Genomic DNA, 19,164 nt, shown 5'->3' on the forward strand with positions numbered 1-19,164 from the left:
AAAACAGGCTGCTAAACAGGGTTAATTTAACTAAATAAGGTTACCAGTACCGCATTTTGGGCATGCATCCGATTTTCGGCTTGTTGCAGAATTAAGGAGCCTGCACCGTCCATCACTTCATCTGTTACTTCTACACCACGGTGAGCAGGCAAACAATGCATAAAGAAGTTAGCACCCGCTTTCACCATCAAGGCTTTGTTTACTTGGTATGGTGCAAACTTCGCTTTGATATCCGCCAGCGGTGTTGGATCGCCCATTGAAATCCAAGTATCAGTATAAATCGCATCGTGACCTTCAATCGCATCGATATCTGAAGTCAGTACCAGCTTACCGCCATATCGCTTAGCAAGCTCTTGCACTTCTGCCACTACGTAGCCATCAGGAAAGTGACCCGCTGGGCAGATCACTGTCATGGTAGCACCGAGAATAGCCGCACAGTACATCAGCGAGTTAGTGACATTATTACCATCACCAACATAAGCTAATTTGGCTTTGCTGACATCCTCAAACTGCTCGGCCAGTGTTAAAAAATCGGCTAATGCTTGGCAAGGATGATAAAGATCCGACAAGGCATTAATCACGGGCACTGTGCCGAACTCGGCTAATTGTTCTATGGTGGTGTGCGAATAGGTTCTCGCTACAATCGCATCGGCCCAACAAGACAGGTTAGCAGCAAAGTCAGCAACCGATTCCCGTTGACCTAGCGCACCATTTTGTTGGTCTAGGTATAAACAGTGGCCACCGAGCTTATTAATACCAATATCAAAGCTAACGCGTGTTCTGAGCGAGGGCTTTTCAAATAACATCACCACACTCTTGCCATCCAGCGCGTGGCGATACTCAGCCGGATTGGCTTTGATCGTTTTTGCCAAGGCAATCAGATCGAGTAACTGCTGCTGGGTTAACTCTTTTATCGATAGTAAATGCTTCATAACCTACTCCACTTATGGTTGGATTTGTGTTCCTACGGCTTCACCTTTTGCTAATGCGATTAATTGGCTTGCATCACGCCACGAGGCAACTTGAACCGCCTGCCCCATCCACTGTGCAACTTCGAGCGCAGCTTCAACTTTGACCTTCATTCCCTTTTCGATCACACCTTGTTTAACAAGGTCTGCTATCTGCTTGCCATTTAAACTGTGAATGAGCTGGCCTTTACCATCGAGTACACCAGACACATCCGACAGCAGCACTAACTTGCCGCCCACTAATTTGGCTAAGGCCGTCGCAGCTTGGTCAGCATTGACGTTAAGCATTTGGCCATCGTCCATCATGGCGATAGAGCTACAAATCGGCATCCAACCTTGGGCGAGGATAAACTTAAGATAAGCGCCATCTTTTGGTGTCACTTCACCCACTAGGCCTAAACGTTCATCTTTAATCTTTGCCGATACAGTATTGCCATCGGCGAGGCTCATGCCCACACTCACAATCCCTGCTTTAGTCGCTGCGCCTTGGAGGATCTTGTTCGAAGTGCCCGCAAGTGCGCCGGCAATAATCGGCATTTGCTCAGGCGGAGTCACCCGTAAACCTTCTAACTTGACGGTTTCCATGCCGTTTGCCGCTAACTGTTCATCCACTAAACAGCCGCCGCCATGCACCATCAACACTTGCTGACCATTGGCTAACATAGCCGCAGCTGTATCCATTAACCGCGCCATCCCCATTTCACATTGCAGCAGCGCGCCGCCCACTTTAAGAACTAATACTGAGTTGTTTGTAGACATCTTGACGACTCTCTTAAATAAGGATGAACAATTAAAGGTTAAAATGAATCTTTATGCATTGCAGCGCTTGGCTGGCAGCACCTTTCATCAAATTATCGATTGCACTGGCTACCACTAAGTAACCGCTATTCTCATCAAACTTCCAACCTAAGTGGCAGTTAGATGTCAGCACCACATCGTCCACTTTCGGGAACTGATTGTGCTTCACGGTCACCAATGGCGCCTGGTCATATACGCTATAGGCCGCTGCCACATCGGCAGTCGTAGTGCCTGGTTTTAGCTGCACGGTAATAGTCGCTAAAATGCCACGCTTAAAGTTGCCAAGGTGCGGGGTAAATATTACTTCTTGACCAAGCTGAGTGGCGATCTCGGGTTGATGTCTGTGGCCTAATACGCCGTAAGGTGTCAGGCTCACTTCACAAAAACTGGTGTGTAACTGCGCCTTACGGCCCGCACCTGTTACGCCGCTCACAGCATTGATCACCGGATAAGCCGATGTCAGTAAACTCGCCAGCGGTTTTAACGCTGTAAGTGATGCGGTTGGATAACAACCTGGCACGGCGATCATCTTAGTCGCAGCGATTTCTTTAGCATTCCATTCGGCAAGTCCGTACACAGCTTTGGCTAAAACTTCAGGATATTCATGCTCAAAGCCATACCACTTAGGATATTGCGCCACATCGCTAAAACGATAAGCACCGCTTAAATCGAATACCGCTAACCCTTGGCTATAAAACCAAGCGGCTAAATGTAAGCTCACTGAATGCTCAGTCGCTAATACCACGGCATCGGCTTCGGCAACGATTTTTGCCTTAGCGTCTTCTGACAATGGCGACAGCGTTAATGCGATATGGCTATAGCTAGGGTACAAATCCGCTAAAGGCTTACCTTTATCTAAACTGTTTTCAGAAACATACAAACCCTGAATCGTCAGTTCTGCTTCTGCATGGATTAAAGCGGTCAGTTGTGCGCCTGTGTAACCACTGGCACCAATAATGGCGATATTTTTCATGTGTTGTTGTCTTATTAACCGAATCAAAGAAACTTAAAGAATAGATGAATAGCGTACACGCAACAGCGCATATCTATGATGACAAGATTATCGTCGCAGGAAATCGTAATTGGTTGTTATTTTATTCACTGTCAGGTTAATGCTCTGAATCATGATATTTACTCTACAGGTGACAGGGGGTGACTCATCTCAACTGCAGGCTAGACTACCACAAAGATCTACTTATGCAATATATGTGAATATATATTTTTAATTTATTTTTATATTTCTTACTGAAATGCAGATCTCGCCCGCCTATCATCCGTTCAGCTAACTCGTTAATAACTCAGTTATCTAGGGTTAATTTCCGCCAAAATCAGTCCTTTTTATTAACAGCTAAGATACATGCCTGCAAAGCCTAAAATGATGCACTTCATATTCACTTACGCTAATCATCACAAAATATTGCGTAGCTTCGCATTTATATTGAATATTCCTCAACGATCATTGCGATTAGTTGCATATTAGATAAGCCAGTCGTATAAGTTATAAGTTCTTCTGTTGACCATTGCCCCAAGTGATAGGTATTGTGCTAACGGGCTAAATGCAATGCGGAATTTTCATGTTTTTCTATTCGGAGTAACTATGGTTGTAACCAAGGCAGACAATATGACCGATATGTATGCGTCATTAAGATCGAACGTGAGTATGTTAGGACAAATCCTCGGTGACACTATGCGCACCCACCTCGGGGACTCTTTTCTCGAGAAGGTTGAACAGATCCGTAAACTTGCTAAAGATTCACGCCGGGGCGATCAAGCCGCTAGAGAGCAAATGCTCGAGTTACTCACCGCCCTGCCAGACGAAGAATTAGTTCCGTTTGCAAAGGCATTTAACCAGTTCCTCAACTTAGCTAATTTATCTGAACAATTTCATACCATTAGCCGCAACTGTGACGAACTCGTCTGCGTGCCTGATCCCGTGGAACAACTCCTAGGCCGCATGTTAAATGGCCGTGTAGACCAAACGAAAATGCTCGACTGCCTTAAGACACTGGATATCGATCTAGTGCTGACAGCGCATCCCACTGAAATTTCCCGTCGCACCCTGATCCAAAAGTACGCCGCCATTGTCGACTGCTTAACTGAGCAAGAAAACGACCAATTATCAGATAGAGAGCGTCAGCAAATCAGTCTGCGCCTGCGCCAATTGATCGCGCAAATCTGGCACACCAATGAGATCCGCCGTGAGCGCCCAACACCTGTTGATGAAGCCCGCTGGGGATTATCGACCATTGAAGAGTCACTTTGGCATGCGGTGCCAGACTTCTTAAGACAGCTTAACGACCAAGTGCAACAACGCACGGGTCAACAATTACCGATTGATATCGCGCCAGTGCGTTTTTCAAGCTGGATGGGCGGCGATCGCGACGGCAACCCCTTTGTTACCGCGAAGGTCACCCAAGAGGTGCTCGATCGCAACCGCCATGCCGCCGCCAGATTATTTCTAAAAGACATAGTCCTACTGGTTGGCGAGCTGTCGATGGAAGAAGCCAATGATGAGTTAAAGGCTTACACCAACAACAGCTGCGAGCCATACCGCCACGTGTTGCGATCTATTCGGCAAAGACTGCGTGACACCATAGATTATTTAAATGCGCGCATCGAAGGCCACAATCCTGAAGTCGATAAGTCGAGCCTGATTTGGCAAGAAAGCGATCTCAAAGCGCCGTTAGAAATGCTTTATAAGAGTTTGACCGACTGCGGTATGCGCTTAATAGCCAACGGTCTATTACTTGATATTCTCCGTCGTCTCGCCTGTTTTGGCATTCACATGCTCAGACTCGACATTCGCCAAGACGCCAGCCGTCACAGCGATGTGCTCGCCGAATTAACTCGCTATCTCGGCATGGGTGATTTCAACCATTGGGATGAAACCGAGAAGCAAGCTTTCCTATTACGCGAACTCAGCAACCGTCGTCCACTGATCCCAAGCAACTGGCAGCCGTCAGCCGATGTGGCCGAAGTGCTTAATACCTGCCGTTTAATTGCTAAACATCCGGCTAAAGCGCTCGGATCCTATGTGATTTCGATGGCGGGTAAGCCATCGGATGTCTTAACGGTTTTACTGTTACTCAAAGAAACGGGCTGTTCGCACCCAATGCGCGTGGTGCCGCTATTTGAAACCCTAAGCGACTTAAACAACGCCGCAGCCTGTATTACCGATTTACTCGATATCGACTGGTATCGTGGTTACACCAAGGGTATGCAAGAAGTGATGATTGGCTACTCTGACTCTGCTAAAGATGCCGGCGTAATGGCGGCGGCTTGGGCTCAGTATCACGCTCAAGAGCAGTTAGTGGCGGTCTGTAAACAAGCGGGCGTCAAGCTCACACTATTCCATGGTCGTGGCGGCAGCATTGGTCGCGGGGGCGGTCCTGCACACAAAGCGATTCTATCCCAACCTCCGGGGTCGGTAGATGGCCGTATTCGTGTCACTGAGCAGGGCGAAATGATCCGCTTCAAGTTTGGCTTGCCAAAACTCGCGGTTCAAAGCTTAGCCTTGTATACCTCTGCCGTATTGGAAGCGACCCTACTACCACCGCCAGAACCTAAACAAGAATGGCGCGATTGCATGCAACGTATCGCTGAAGAATCCGTGGGTGCTTACCGTGGCATAGTGCGTGATGAACCTGATTTTGTGGCTTATTTCCGCGCGGCAACGCCAGAAGTGGAATTAGGAAAACTGCCACTCGGCAGCCGCCCAGCTAAACGTCGTGTCGATGGTGGGATTGAAAGCCTACGGGCAATTCCGTGGATTTTTGCTTGGTCGCAAAACCGTTTGATGTTACCTGCATGGCTTGGCGCCGGTGAAGCGCTACAAGCCGCCTGTGAACGCGGTGAAATGGGCTTATTACAAGAGATGGAACGGGAATGGCCTTTCTTCAGCACTCGCATTTCAATGCTAGAAATGGTCTACGCCAAGGCGGAACCTAATTTAGCCCGCTACTACGAAACCTGTTTAGTACCGAAAGACTTACATCACTTAGGCGAAACCTTGCGCCAACGCTTAGATCTGGGCATTAAAGTCGTGCTTGAACTGACAAAATCAGATAGCTTAATGGCGCATACGCCGTGGAATCGCGAGTCAGTAAAACTGCGAAATCCGTATATCGATCCATTAAACTTCTTACAAACTGAGCTATTAGCGCGGACACGTAAGGAAACAACCGAAACTCCCGCGTCTGAACATGTGCAGCTAGCGCTAATGCTGACTATTGCAGGTGTGGCAGCGGGAATGAGAAACACTGGTTAATGAAAAAACTTTCCCGCACGATTTGCTTGGGACTGACTGTACTGCTTGGCGGCTGCGTCTCGCAGTACAGTATCAGCGAGCACGAAATGGAGCAGTACCTCAGTAAAGAGATCCATTTTGAGATTAAACAAGGCAATCAATTAGTTGGCGCAGAAGTGCGCATTAACGACATCAGTGTCAAGCTAGGTGTAAAACCTGACACTATGAGCGTAAGTGCCGCAACTCAAGTATCAATTAAGAATCCAATCTTTCCATTGAGTGCCAAACTCACGACGACTTTTGAGGCCAAGCCTTGGTATGACAGCGCAACGCATAGTGTCTATCTGCGCCAGCTCGAATTAGTCAAAGTGGAGTTAACACCAAAAGATATTGAAAAGGCGATTAGCAGTGCCACACCGCAGGTGATGGGTTATCTAAGACAATTCTTAGAAAACCAGCCTGTGTATGTGCTTGATACTAAGGACAGTAACCAAGCACTGATGGCGAAGATGACTGAAAGTATTCAAGTCGCCCCTGGCAAATTAGTGCTTAAATTCACGAAATAACCGATTATTTTGTGGATCATCCGCCATAAAAAATGCTCCCTCGGGAGCATTTTTGTTAATACGTTTAAACAGGCGTAAACCAATAAATCTTTAAGCTTGTATGAAAAGTTACTTACTGAATCGCCCAATCGACTGGTAATCGACAATCACGGCTTCAGCTAAAAGCTCACGTCTTAACATATCGTAAGCCACCGCAGCACTTAAACTACGCACCAGATCCCGCGAACGTCGTGGCAGTTTAATCATCTGGCTATAAACACCGCCGCGAGTTGCTAAGGCAATCGCCACAGTGCCCACAGGCTTCTCGTCTGTGCCACCATCGGGTCCCGCAATACCACTGGTTGCCAGCGCATAGTCACTGTCCAATATTTGCCTTGCCCCCTTTGCCATTTCTTCCACAGTCGCAATGGAGACAGCGCCATGATCATCTAATGTTGAAGGATTAACACCTAACACGCGAACTTTAGATTCATTACTGTAAGTCACTAATCCGTGCTGTAAGTAAGATGAACTACCAGGGAAATCAACTAACTGACTGGTGATCATGCCGCCAGTGCAGGATTCTGCAACACTTAAGGTCAAGCCGGAGTTGAGTAACTTATAATGAATTTCTTCGGCAAGAGTGGCTTTGTCTTCCGCGACTACCGCAGTGCCCAGCACCATTTTGATGTGCCCAGCGACTCGAGGTAATACCGCTATCGCCTTCTCGCCACGGGCAAAAATCTTAATCTCAATATGCGGCATAGAAGAACGGTAACCAATAGTAATGCCTTCTGGCAGCTCTAATGGCTCTAACTTATCCGCCAACGCCGACTCACCTTGGCCTATCGTTAATAATTTCTTTAATGCGACCTTGGAATCAAGATTAAACTCATCGCGAATAAAAGGCACAAACTGCTCTGTAACCATGTGCTTAAGCTCAAAAGGCACGCCCGGTGTAAAGAATAACCACGCGCGGTTAAGCTTAACTCTAAAGCCACAGGCGGTTCCCACAGGGTTATCAACCATCACAGCTGAGGCTGGCAGCATAGCTTGCTTGAGATTACTTAAAGGCATTTCACGGTTATTACGGGTAAACCAGTCTTCTAAACGCTCACGCCACTCCGTATTCTCAACCAATGGTTCGCCCTTAGCCTTCGCCATCGCTAAAGCTGACATGTCGTCACTCGTCGGCCCGAGACCACCATTAACCAAAATAACATCGGCATGTAAGCTACGTTCTTGGAAAACTGCAATCAAATCCTCGAGGCGATCGCCGACAGTCACTCGACGCTGGATCTCGACACCATGCTCCATCATAGTACTGGCAAACCAAGCGGCGTTGGTATCAACAATCTGTCCCGCCAACACCTCTTCCCCAGTACAAATCATCTCTAACTTCATCTCAGATCCTTATCTACCCCAACAAATTAAATCATAAGGTAAGTAACCGCTTAACTAATAGCAATAGCTAGGCGCGATCTAGAACTCAGATCGCTGTAGCGAAATCGAAGCATTGTCAGAATAACTGCTGAAATAAAAGCCAAGCGGCACGAATTATTAATATCGTGGAGCGTGATAGAAGGTAATTGTAGAGAGAAAATTGAAGATAAATTAATAAATTGAGGACAAACTAGGCTGAATTTCACAAATTGCAGACGCAAAAAAGCCAGCTTATTCAGCTGGCTTCGTTACATCTCAATGAGATAATTAGGCGCTTGGCGATGACCTACTCTCACATGGGGAGACCCCACACTACCATCGGCGCGTTTGCGTTTCACTTCTGAGTTCGGGATGGGATCAGGTGGTTCCACAAGGCTATTGTCACCAAGCAAATTCTGTTTATTACCGTGTCCATCTCTGGACCACGTTAATAATAATTCGGAAAGCTGATTTGCTTTGTTTGAGTTCACACTTTATCAAGTGTCGATATTCTGTCTAAGGCTTTCAGTAAAACCCATCTGGGTTGTATGGTTAAGCCTCTCGAGTCATTAGTACATGTTAGCTCAACGCCTCACAACGCTTACACACCATGCCTATCAACGTCCTAGTCTCGAACGGCTCTTTAGAGGAATTAAATTCCTAGGGATGACTCATCTTAGGGCTCGCTTCCCGCTTAGATGCTTTCAGCGGTTATCGATTCCGAACGTAGCTACCGGGCAATGCCATTGGCATGACAACCCGAACACCAGCGGTTCGTCCACTCCGGTCCTCTCGTACTAGGAGCAGCTCCCTTCAATCATCCAACGCCCACGGCAGATAGGGACCGAACTGTCTCACGACGTTCTGAACCCAGCTCGCGTACCACTTTAAATGGCGAACAGCCATACCCTTGGGACCGACTTCAGCCCCAGGATGTGATGAGCCGACATCGAGGTGCCAAACACCGCCGTCGATATGAACTCTTGGGCGGTATCAGCCTGTTATCCCCGGAGTACCTTTTATCCGTTGAGCGATGGCCCTTCCATTCAGAACCACCGGATCACTATGACCTACTTTCGTACCTGCTCGACGTGTATGTCTCGCAGTTAAGCTGGCTTATGCCATTGCACTAACCGTACGATGTCCGACCGTACTTAGCCAACCTTCGTGCTCCTCCGTTACTCTTTGGGAGGAGACCGCCCCAGTCAAACTACCCACCAGGCACTGTCCCTAATCCCGATAAGGGACCTAGGTTAGAACATCAAAACTACAAGGGTGGTATTTCAAGGACGACTCCATCATGACTAGCGTCACAACTTCAAAGTCTCCCACCTATCCTACACATGTAGGTTCAATGTTCAGTGCCAAGCTATAGTAAAGGTTCACGGGGTCTTTCCGTCTAGCCGCGGGTATACGGCATCTTCACCGCAATTTCAACTTCACTGAGTCTCGGCTGGAGACAGCGTGGCCATCATTACGCCATTCGTGCAGGTCGGAACTTACCCGACAAGGAATTTCGCTACCTTAGGACCGTTATAGTTACGGCCGCCGTTTACCGGGGCTTCGATCATGAGCTTCTCTTGCGATAACCCAATCAATTAACCTTCCGGCACCGGGCAGGCGTCACACCGTATACTTCCTCTTGCGAGTTTGCACAGTGCTGTGTTTTTGATAAACAGTTGCAGCCACCTGGTATCTGCGACTCCCGTCAGCTTAGAGAGCAAGTCTCATCACCAACAGGAGCGTACCTTCTCCCGAAGTTACGGTACCATTTTGCCTAGTTCCTTCAGCCGAGTTCTCTCAAGCGCCTTGGTATTCTCTACCCGACCACCTGTGTCGGTTTGGGGTACGATTCCCGCTAACCTGAAGCTTAGAAGATTTTCCTGGAAGCATGGCATCAACTACTTCAGTCCCTTAGGACCTCGTCATCAGCTCTCAGTCTGCACACTAAAGTGCGATTCCCCGGATTTGCCTAAGAAATCAACCTACCACCTTAAACGCGGACTACCAACGCCGCGCTAGCCTAGCCTTCTCCGTCTCTCCATCGCAGTTAGCGGAAGTACAGAAATATTAATCTGTTTCCCATCGATTACGCCTTTCGGCCTCACCTTAGGGGTCGACTCACCCTGCCCCGATTAACGTTGGACAGGAACCCTTGGTCTTTCGGCGAGGGGGTTTTTCACCCCCTTTATCGTTACTCATGTCAGCATTCGCACTTCTGATACCTCCAGCGTGGGTTACCCCTTCACCTTCAACGGCTTACAGAACGCTCCTCTACCGCGCACAGTAAACTGTGCACCCGTAGCTTCGGTGACTAGCTTAGCCCCGTTACATCTTCCGCGCAGGCCGACTCGACTAGTGAGCTATTACGCTTTCTTTAAATGATGGCTGCTTCTAAGCCAACATCCTAGCTGTCTAAGCCTTCCCACATCGTTTCCCACTTAGCTAGTACTTTGGGACCTTAGCTGACGGTCTGGGTTGTTTCCCTTTTGACGACGGACGTTAGCACCCGCCGTCTGTCTCCCGAGTAGTACTCATTGGTATTCGGAGTTTGCAAAGGGTTGGTAAGTCGGGATGACCCCCTAGCCTTAACAGTGCTCTACCCCCAATGGTATTCGCTCGAGGCGCTACCTAAATAGCTTTCGAGGAGAACCAGATATCTCCCGGTTTGATTGGCCTTTCACCCCCAGCCACAAGTCATCCGCTAATTTTTCAACATTAGTCGGTTCGGTCCTCCAGTTGATGTTACTCAACCTTCAACCTGCCCATGGCTAGATCACCGGGTTTCGGGTCTACACCTTGCAACTAAACGCGCAGTTAACACTCGGTTTCCCTACGGCTCCGCTATTCGCTTAACCTCGCTACAAAATGTAAGTCGCTGACCCATTATACAAAAGGTACGCAGTCACGGTCTCAAGAACCGCTCCCACTGCTTGTACGTATACGGTTTCAGGTTCTATTTCACTCCCCTCACAGGGGTTCTTTTCGCCTTTCCCTCACGGTACTGGTTCACTATCGGTCAGTCAGGAGTATTTAGCCTTGGAGGATGGTCCCCCCATATTCAAACAGGATGTCACGTGTCCCGCCTTACTCGTTTTCATCAATGGTTAGTTTTCATGTACGGGGCTATCACCCTGTGCCGCTGTGCTTTCCAACACATTCCACTAACACCCCACTGACTTAAGGGCTAATCCCCGTTCGCTCGCCGCTACTAGGGGAATCTCGGTTGATTTCTTTTCCTCCGGGTACTTAGATGTTTCAGTTCCCCGGGTTCGCCTCGCAACACTATGTATTCATGTTGCGATAACAGCTTATGCTGCTGGGTTCCCCCATTCGGACATCGTTAGCTCAAATGCTTGTTACTAGCTCGCCAACGCTTTTCGCAAGTTACTACGTCCTTCATCGCCTCTGACTGCCAAGGCATCCACCGTATACGCTTAGTCGCTTAACCATACAACCCAAATGAGTTTCACTCATCTGCGCCGCATTGCGACCAGCTTGGTTTTACTTGTCTCACTTCTGACCAAAGAAGTGGACGCGCCTTAGACGCAAACTATTCAATAAAGAATAATTTACTTTTTGAATATTCAAGACACTTAATAAAGTGTTTGAGAACTCATGATGCAAACGTTTCCACGTTTACATCGGTTTGTAAGTAACATGACGACAGACATCATCACGTTACATACTATCAGCTTTCCAAATTGTTAAAGAACAATGCGTACCGGCTAGCGGCGCATTCAGCTCTGACTTCTCCTAAGAGAAGATAAACAAGCAATCTGTGTGAACACTCAGCAAAAATTAAGTTAGTCGTATAGGTAAGGAGGTGATCCAGCCCCAGGTTCCCCTAGGGCTACCTTGTTACGACTTCACCCCAGTCATGAACCACAAAGTGGTGAGCGCCCCCCCGAAGGTTAAGCTACCCACTTCTTTTGCAGCCCACTCCCATGGTGTGACGGGCGGTGTGTACAAGGCCCGGGAACGTATTCACCGTGGCATTCTGATCCACGATTACTAGCGATTCCGACTTCATGGAGTCGAGTTGCAGACTCCAATCCGGACTACGACGAGCTTTGTGAGATTAGCTCCACCTCGCGGCTTTGCAACCCTCTGTACTCGCCATTGTAGCACGTGTGTAGCCCTACTCGTAAGGGCCATGATGACTTGACGTCGTCCCCACCTTCCTCCGGTTTATCACCGGCAGTCTCCCTAGAGTTCCCACCATTACGTGCTGGCAAATAAGGATAGGGGTTGCGCTCGTTGCGGGACTTAACCCAACATTTCACAACACGAGCTGACGACAGCCATGCAGCACCTGTCTCACGGTTCCCGAAGGCACTAAGCTATCTCTAGCGAATTCCGTGGATGTCAAGAGTAGGTAAGGTTCTTCGCGTTGCATCGAATTAAACCACATGCTCCACCGCTTGTGCGGGCCCCCGTCAATTCATTTGAGTTTTAACCTTGCGGCCGTACTCCCCAGGCGGTCTACTTAATGCGTTAGCTTGAGAGCCCAGTGTTCAAGACACCAAACTCCGAGTAGACATCGTTTACGGCGTGGACTACCAGGGTATCTAATCCTGTTTGCTCCCCACGCTTTCGTGCCTGAGCGTCAGTCTTTGTCCAGGGGGCCGCCTTCGCCACCGGTATTCCTCCAGATCTCTACGCATTTCACCGCTACACCTGGAATTCTACCCCCCTCTACAAGACTCTAGTTCGCCAGTTCGAAATGCAATTCCCAGGTTGAGCCCGGGGCTTTCACATCTCGCTTAACAAACCGCCTGCGCACGCTTTACGCCCAGTAATTCCGATTAACGCTCGGACCCTCCGTATTACCGCGGCTGCTGGCACGGAGTTAGCCGGTCCTTCTTCTGTAGGTAACGTCACAGCAACAGCGTATTAAGCTGCTACCTTTCCTCCCTACTGAAAGTGCTTTACAACCCGAAGGCCTTCTTCACACACGCGGCATGGCTGCATCAGGGTTTCCCCCATTGTGCAATATTCCCCACTGCTGCCTCCCGTAGGAGTCTGGGCCGTGTCTCAGTCCCAGTGTGGCTGATCATCCTCTCAGAACAGCTAGGGATCGTCGCCTTGGTGAGCCATTACCTCACCAACTAGCTAATCCCACCTAGGTTCATCCAATCGCGGAAGGCCCGAAGGTCCCCTCCTTTCCCCCGTAGGGCGTATGCGGTATTAGCAGTCGTTTCCAACTGTTATCCCCCTCGACTGGGCAGATCCCTAGGCATTACTCACCCGTCCGCCGCTCGCCGGCAAAGATAGTAAACTATCTTCCCGCTGCCGCTCGACTTGCATGTGTTAGGCCTGCCGCCAGCGTTCAATCTGAGCCATGATCAAACTCTTCAATTAAAGTTTTGTTGCTTCCGTCTTGCGACTTCAGCGGCTCAATGAATTCTGATTTCTTGTTTCTCGCTAAAAGAAACAAACTGTACATATTGCTATGAACACTCATTGTTACATTGATTTAAATTTTTGACTGCCAACCCTAAGGTTAAGCAGTTTCGATTAACTCAACACCTGTGAGTGTCCACACAGATTTCTTGTTTTATCTTGTTAAAGAGCAACTCAATATTCATAAGAGAACGTGAGTACCACACTGAGCGTCGAACGCTTCCAGATGGCTAGGGCTGCGTATTCTACGCATTTCCCGTTTCGCGTCAAGGAGTTTTTGCAAACTTTCTCAACACTCATCAATTAGTAAACTCATTGATGAACTGTCACACCAGGCTGCTTAACGCTGTCTGCCGTGTCAGTGGATGCGCATTATAGGGAGCAGGAGATTTTGTGCAAGGGCTTTTTAATGAAAAAAGATCGCATGGCGATCTTTTAAACGATGGTGATTCTTTTACGTGTAGAGTGTCGATTAATTGGGCTTTTTACTGCCTTTATCGATAAAACCTTGGATTAGTGAGACAGCTTTGGCATCGTCCCAATCGACATAAGATCGAACAAAAGCTATCAATTGGCCCTGTTGATCAAGAATAAATGTCGCTGGAATCGTATCGAGCGGGAAAACATCCCCAAGACTTTGTGACTGATCGTAGTAAGAGTTGAAATTTGGCATACCTAACGAGTTTAAGAACGGTTGAACCTGTTGCTTACCTTCTGCATCAATAGAGATAGGTAATAGTACAAAGTCTTCAGCTTTGAACTTGGTCGCGAGTCTTTCGATTGCTGGTAGCTCCCTTACACAGGGTGGACACCAGGTCGCCCACATGTTCACCATGATGATCTTACCTTTAAATTGACTGAAGTCGATGGCTTTACCATCGACGTCATTAAAGGCGACAGGCCCTATCGGGAAAGTCTTTGGCAAGACATTGATCAAATCAACGGTTGATTCCATCGGTTTAGTCGCCTGCTGCATGCCGGGGTACGCATGCGCGACCCCACCAGCAAGTAACGAAAAGAGGGAAGACAACAATAATGCCGTTATGACTTTATGCTTCATTTAGTATTACGCTTTAGCAAGGTATCTAACTCTCGCTGATCTTCTTCACTAATTTCGTTCGGCACATTACCGCTGATACGTTGTTTACGAATGAAGACAAAACCAATCACTAGACCCATAAGTAACAAACCGATAGGACCTAACCAAAGAATGTAGGTTTTGGTTTCCATCTTAGGGTTATAGAGTACGAACTCACCGTAACGGCTGGTCATAAACTCGATGATCTCATCATCTCCTTTGCCTTCGTCTACCATCTTGAAGACTTCAAGACGCAGATCGCGCGCAACCGGTGAGTTTGAGTCGATCAAGTTTTGGTTTTGACACTGTGGGCAACGTAGTTCATGAGCCAAAGACAAACCGCGCTTTTGATTTTCAGGCGTTTTGAATTCGTAAGTATCAACCGGTGTTGCCATAACGGCGGTCGTCATACTGAATAACAGCACTAGACCACCAATGATTTTTGTCAGAGTTCTCATGATGCGCCATCCTTCGCCGCTTCAGCTTGTAATTGTTGGATCATAGGGTAAAGGGTTTCACTCCATACGCGTTGGTCGATTGGACCCGCATAACGGAAGCGGATAATACCGTTGTGATCAACCACAAAACTTTCAGGTGCACCATAGACGCCAAGGTCTAATCCTAAACGGCCGTCTTTATCATAGATATTGACGTTATAGGGGTCGCCCTGGCGCTTCAACTCTTCTAATGCGGGAGCACGCTCATCGCGATAGTTGATCCCGTAAATTGGCAGAAGATTTTTACGCTTTAGCATCACTAAGAAAGGATGCTCATATTTACAAGATGGACACCAAGTCGCCCACACATTAAGTAATGACACCTTACCTTTTAGTTGCTCATTCGTAATGATCTCAGCTGGTGTCTCTAAGCGTTCCAGTTGGAAAGCCGGAATAGGCTTTCCTTCCAGTGCCGAATCCAATTGCTGCGGATTCAGGAATAAGCCTTTATATAGAAACACCCCCATGGCGAGAAATATGACCAATGGGATAAACAGAACCAACTTCTTCATACATTCCCCAATTATTGAGCCGTTGCCAATTTTGCCTTTTCGGCCGAAGGCGCGACAGCTTCAGTGACTTTCGCACGGTAACGTTTATCCGATGCCGCGAAGAATCCACCAATCATCATGAAAATTGCCCCAAACCATAACCAACGCACGAACGGTTTGTAGTTCAAACGAACCGCAAATTCAGTGCTGGTAATTGGATCGCCCATGGTCACATACAAGTCACGGAATAGACCCCAGTCGATACCCGCTTCTGTCATGTCCATAGTACGCACATTATATTGACGACGATCGGGCTTGAGTAATGTCAGCAGCTCATCGCCTTTGTAGACTTCTATCTGTCCCTGCATTGCAGTGTAGTTAGGACCCACTACGTTTTTAGTCTCGAGATACTTAAAGGTATAACCCGCAAGCTCTTGGCTGATACCCGGTCCCATGCGTACACTTTTCTCAATCGAGTAATTCGACACCATAGTGGCGCCAATCACAGATACAGCAATACCAAGATGCGCGAAGATCATGCCCAGCTGACTACGGCCCATACGGCTGATGCTGATATCACCTTCTTTCGACTTGACCATGTTATAGGCCGCTCTTGCTGTCGCTAGGATAATCCAAGAAGCCGCCGCGATACCAAAGGCAACCCAAATGTTGAATACACCATCAACGATAAATGGCGTCACAATACCGATAGCCGCAGCAACCATTGCAGGGATCAATAGCTGACGCTTAAGCTCGCCTGCTTTCGATTTTTTCCAACGGATAATTGGACCAATACCCATAAAGCCAAATAAGACTAATACGATAGGCACAAACACAGCGTTGAAGTATGGAGGTCCTACAGAAATTTTACCCATGCCGAGTGCATCGATGAGCAATGGATAGAGTGTACCCAATAGCACAGTACCTGCGGCAACGGTCAGTAACACGTTACAGACCAGTAGCATGGTTTCTTTAGACTTCAGCTCGAAACGGGCTGGACTGCTCATTTCACTGGCGCGGAAGGCAAACAGTGTTAATGAACCGCCAATCGCTAAGCCAAGTAACAACAGAATAAACATACCACGGCTTGGATCGGCTGCGAATGAATGCACTGAGGTTAATACGCCAGAGCGAACAATAAAGGTACCAAGCAAACTTAAAGAGAAAGCGAAGATAGACAGTAATACGGTCCAGTTACGGAAGGCGCCGCGTTTCTCGGTCACAATCAAAGAGTGAACAAGCGCAGTACCCACTAACCAAGGCATGAAAGAAGCGTTCTCAACAGGATCCCAGAACCACCAACCGCCCCAGCCTAATTCATAATATGCCCACCAAGAACCTAGCGCGATACCTCCTGTAAGGAAGATCCAAGCGGCTAAGGTCCAAGGACGCGTCCAACGAGCCCATGCAGAATCGAGACGACCGCTCATCAGCGCGGCAATCGCAAATGCAAAGCTCACCGAGAAACCCACATAACCTAAATACAGCATAGGTGGATGGAAGATTAATCCCACATCCTGCAGCATTGGGTTCAAATCACGACCTTCAGCAGGGATCGGGAACAGACGTTCGAATGGGCTAGAGGTGAGAAGCATGAATAAGCTAAAGCCAATCACGATCAGTGCTAATACTGCCAGTACACGCGCAGTAAACACTTCCTCTAAACCTTTACTAAATAAGGCAACCGCTGCAGCCCAAGTCGATAAAGCAAACACCCAGAACAACAGTGACCCTTCATGACCGCCCCATACGGCCGAAATCTTAAAGAAGATAGGTAACTGAGAATTAGAGTGATGTGCCACATAAGCGACTGAGAAATCATCGACGGCAAAGCTATAGGCCAGCACGACAACTGATACAGTGATAAAAAAGAACATTCCGTACGTTAACGGCCAAGCATACCTAACAAGGTATTGATCTTTACGGGCAACACCTATTAGGGGGACGCTGATTAATAAGAAGGCAAAAGCCACCCCTATTATCAGCGCAAAGTGTCCAAGTTCTGGGATCATGGGTTTTCCTCAGTCTTCAATAATATGTTGATTTAGAAAGACTCTATCTCAACGCACAACATGTTATTCACGCAAATGCACGAAATGTTGCTCATTTTAGTATTTGCTATTGTTCCTGTCTGCCTCTTTCGTACAAAACTGGGTTACTTGTCTCATTCTCAATTTTAGAGGCTGATGAAAGTCACGGAAGAGGCTCAGTTCTGCATGTGACCGACAAATGACACTTAAGTTTCATACAATTTTTACAAGAAGAATCAATTTGTGAACCAGTGCCCAACTATAAGCTTTCGGTACTGGGATTACCTTATATTACTGTTCAATGAACAATCTTTACGTATAATCTTGCTTCCAAGCCTAGCGGTTACTCCGCTTTCTGCAAACTAAAGTGAATATAGAAACAATGACGACATTTTGGATTTTTATTGCGCTTGTTATGTTAGTCGGCCTGATGCTGATTTGGATCCCGCATTTCAGACAGCAGAAGTTGCTGAAAACTGAAGAAGCTGGAGTTCGTAAACAAACGAACCTTGAATTGTTCAATGAGCGCCTGGGCGTTCTTGAAAAAGAATTAAGCGAAGAGTTACTGGATCAAGCCGAATTCGATGCATTGAAAAAAGAGCTTGAAATCAGTCTACTCCAAGACATCAAAGAAGCGAGCGATGATTCACTGGTCAACCAAATCAAGCCAAAGACGATTCTGTGGCCGTCGATCATGTCAGTTTGTTTGATTGTTATCTCAGGCTATCTCTATCAGCATTTAGGTGCCTTCGAGAATATTGAAACTGCCCAACAACCTGCCAACCCACATGAGGGAATGGATACGGCTCAAATCATGGCGCAGCGCGTACAGATGATGGAAGCCCAAGTGAAAGCCGAGCCAGAGAATAGTCAAGTATGGTTCAGCTTAGGCCACGCTTATGTATCGGCAAACCAATACGACAAAGGGATCGCGGCTTTCGATAAAGTAATGGATTTAGTCGGAAAACACGCTGAATTATTAGGTCCTAAAGCAACAGCCATGTATTACAAAGCGGGCCAGCAAATGACACCGCAAATCCAAGCGATCATCGATGAGTCTTTAGCGATGGATGCTCAAGATCCTTCAACGCTATTACTTGTAGGTATGGATGCCTTCTTTACCGCTGATTACAAGAAAGCCATCGCCTCTTGGCAAACTATTCTTGATAGCGATCGTGCTGATGTTGATCGCGCAGCCCTAATGAATGCTATCGAAACCGCTAACTTACGTATGCAATCTGAAACGGCTGGCATGCCAAATGACGATGCCCACAAGCAAGTGAAGACGAGTGCAACTAAGTCAGTCAATGTGACTATATCTATCTCTGCAGAACTTGCCGCTAAAGCCAGCCCTGAAGACACTATATTTATCTTTGCCCGTGCAACTGAAGGACCAAAAGTCCCATTAGCGGCAACCAAAGTCAGTGCGAAGTCGTTCCCAGTTACTGTGACATTAGACGATAGCAGCGGTATGGGTGGCGATAAGAAGTTAAGTGACGCTACCAATGTGGAAGTGATTGCAGTACTTTCTAAGCACGGAACTATCAAACCACAAGCGGGTGATCTTCAAGGTAAGATCAGCACAGTAGCTGTCGGCGATACCGCCAACCTAGTACTTGATACCCAAGTGCAATAGACCGCAGTTTATTGCAGACATAAAAAAACCGGCTTTGGCCGGTTTTT

At 47.6% G+C, this 19,164-nt stretch carries 11 protein-coding genes and 3 rRNA genes; 3 read left to right on the plus strand and 11 right to left on the minus strand.

The genetic code is table 11. The features are described 5' to 3' along the window. Positions 1-26: 26 nt before the first annotated feature. Genes AC5YB3_RS10520 through argC form a run of 3 tightly spaced genes read right to left on the minus strand, consistent with a single transcriptional unit; the run spans position 27 to position 2,739 of the window. On the minus strand, positions 27-932 hold the full coding sequence (locus AC5YB3_RS10520) for an ornithine carbamoyltransferase (protein ID WP_494527100.1): 906 nt from the start codon (positions 930-932) through the stop codon (positions 27-29). A 12-nt stretch (positions 933-944) separates the two neighbouring features. Continuing rightward, positions 945-1,727 (minus strand): acetylglutamate kinase, encoded by a 783-nt coding sequence (argB, locus tag AC5YB3_RS10525; protein ID WP_011848138.1) that lies wholly within the window; start codon positions 1,725-1,727, stop codon positions 945-947. A 31-nt stretch (positions 1,728-1,758) separates the two neighbouring features. Then, complete coding sequence (argC, locus tag AC5YB3_RS10530; RefSeq protein ID WP_494527101.1) at positions 1,759-2,739, minus strand: N-acetyl-gamma-glutamyl-phosphate reductase; 981 nt, start codon at positions 2,737-2,739, stop codon at positions 1,759-1,761. 624 nt (positions 2,740-3,363) lie between these two features. Between argC and ppc the strand changes: the two genes are divergently transcribed. After that, the gene (gene ppc / locus AC5YB3_RS10535) at positions 3,364-6,033 is read left to right on the plus strand and encodes a phosphoenolpyruvate carboxylase (RefSeq protein ID WP_006084518.1); all 2,670 of its coding nucleotides are present in this window, start codon (positions 3,364-3,366) and stop codon (positions 6,031-6,033) included. Continuing rightward, entirely contained in the window at positions 6,033-6,578 is a 546-nt protein-coding gene (locus AC5YB3_RS10540) for a YceB family lipoprotein (RefSeq protein ID WP_268649921.1), read from the plus strand. The genes ppc and AC5YB3_RS10540 overlap by 1 nt, the downstream gene beginning before the upstream one ends. 108 nt (positions 6,579-6,686) lie before the next feature. Here AC5YB3_RS10540 and AC5YB3_RS10545 read toward each other — a convergent pair whose 3' ends face one another. The 8 genes from AC5YB3_RS10545 to AC5YB3_RS10580 form a co-directional block, all read right to left on the minus strand. Continuing rightward, on the minus strand, positions 6,687-7,961 hold the full coding sequence (locus AC5YB3_RS10545; protein ID WP_226060271.1) for a CinA family nicotinamide mononucleotide deamidase-related protein: 1,275 nt from the start codon (positions 7,959-7,961) through the stop codon (positions 6,687-6,689). 312 nt (positions 7,962-8,273) lie between these two features. Further along, a 5S ribosomal RNA gene (rrf, locus tag AC5YB3_RS10550) occupies positions 8,274-8,389 on the minus strand. Positions 8,390-8,527: 138 nt separating this feature from the next. Beyond that, positions 8,528-11,430 (minus strand): 23S ribosomal RNA (locus AC5YB3_RS10555). Between the two features lie 368 nt (positions 11,431-11,798). Then, positions 11,799-13,343: ribosomal RNA gene (locus AC5YB3_RS10560) — 16S ribosomal RNA — on the minus strand. The 16S, 23S and 5S rRNA genes sit together here, the layout of an rRNA operon. Before the next feature lie 514 nt (positions 13,344-13,857). After that, positions 13,858-14,445 (minus strand): TlpA disulfide reductase family protein, encoded by a 588-nt coding sequence (locus AC5YB3_RS10565; RefSeq protein WP_494527102.1) that lies wholly within the window; start codon positions 14,443-14,445, stop codon positions 13,858-13,860. Continuing rightward, the gene (nrfF, locus tag AC5YB3_RS10570; RefSeq protein ID WP_063883936.1) at positions 14,442-14,921 is read right to left on the minus strand and encodes a heme lyase NrfEFG subunit NrfF; all 480 of its coding nucleotides are present in this window, start codon (positions 14,919-14,921) and stop codon (positions 14,442-14,444) included. Before nrfF ends, AC5YB3_RS10565 begins: the two co-directional genes overlap by 4 nt. Continuing rightward, a complete protein-coding gene (locus tag AC5YB3_RS10575; RefSeq protein WP_006079711.1) occupies positions 14,918-15,472 on the minus strand; it encodes a DsbE family thiol:disulfide interchange protein in 555 nt (184 codons plus the stop codon). Before AC5YB3_RS10575 ends, nrfF begins: the two co-directional genes overlap by 4 nt. An 11-nt stretch (positions 15,473-15,483) precedes the next feature. Next, on the minus strand, positions 15,484-17,463 hold the full coding sequence (locus AC5YB3_RS10580; protein WP_012588806.1) for a heme lyase CcmF/NrfE family subunit: 1,980 nt from the start codon (positions 17,461-17,463) through the stop codon (positions 15,484-15,486). A 400-nt stretch (positions 17,464-17,863) separates the two neighbouring features. On the opposite strand from AC5YB3_RS10580, the gene ccmI reads away from it, so the two are divergent. Beyond that, positions 17,864-19,117: a c-type cytochrome biogenesis protein CcmI gene (ccmI, locus tag AC5YB3_RS10585; protein ID WP_126493415.1), complete on the plus strand. Its 1,254-nt coding sequence runs from the start codon at positions 17,864-17,866 to the stop codon at positions 19,115-19,117. Positions 19,118-19,164 lie beyond the last annotated feature (47 nt).

Source organism: Shewanella sp. 1311 (assembly GCF_059338235.1).

Bases quoted from the DNA above. Each gene is read 5' to 3' on its own strand.
- AC5YB3_RS10520 (WP_494527100.1), bottom strand. From the start codon at position 932: ATGAAGCATTTACTATCGATAAAAGAGTTAACCCAGCAGCAGTTACTC.
- argB (WP_011848138.1), bottom strand. From the start codon at position 1,727: ATGTCTACAAACAACTCAGTATTAGTTCTTAAAGTGGGCGGCGCGCTG.
- argC (WP_494527101.1), bottom strand. From the start codon at position 2,739: ATGAAAAATATCGCCATTATTGGTGCCAGTGGTTACACAGGCGCACAA.
- ppc (WP_006084518.1), top strand. From the start codon at position 3,364: ATGGTTGTAACCAAGGCAGACAATATGACCGATATGTATGCGTCATTA.
- AC5YB3_RS10540 (WP_268649921.1), top strand. From the start codon at position 6,033: ATGAAAAAACTTTCCCGCACGATTTGCTTGGGACTGACTGTACTGCTT.
- AC5YB3_RS10545 (WP_226060271.1), bottom strand. From the start codon at position 7,961: ATGAAGTTAGAGATGATTTGTACTGGGGAAGAGGTGTTGGCGGGACAG.
- AC5YB3_RS10565 (WP_494527102.1), bottom strand. From the start codon at position 14,445: ATGAAGCATAAAGTCATAACGGCATTATTGTTGTCTTCCCTCTTTTCG.
- nrfF (WP_063883936.1), bottom strand. From the start codon at position 14,921: ATGAGAACTCTGACAAAAATCATTGGTGGTCTAGTGCTGTTATTCAGT.
- AC5YB3_RS10575 (WP_006079711.1), bottom strand. From the start codon at position 15,472: ATGAAGAAGTTGGTTCTGTTTATCCCATTGGTCATATTTCTCGCCATG.
- AC5YB3_RS10580 (WP_012588806.1), bottom strand. From the start codon at position 17,463: ATGATCCCAGAACTTGGACACTTTGCGCTGATAATAGGGGTGGCTTTT.
- ccmI (WP_126493415.1), top strand. From the start codon at position 17,864: ATGACGACATTTTGGATTTTTATTGCGCTTGTTATGTTAGTCGGCCTG.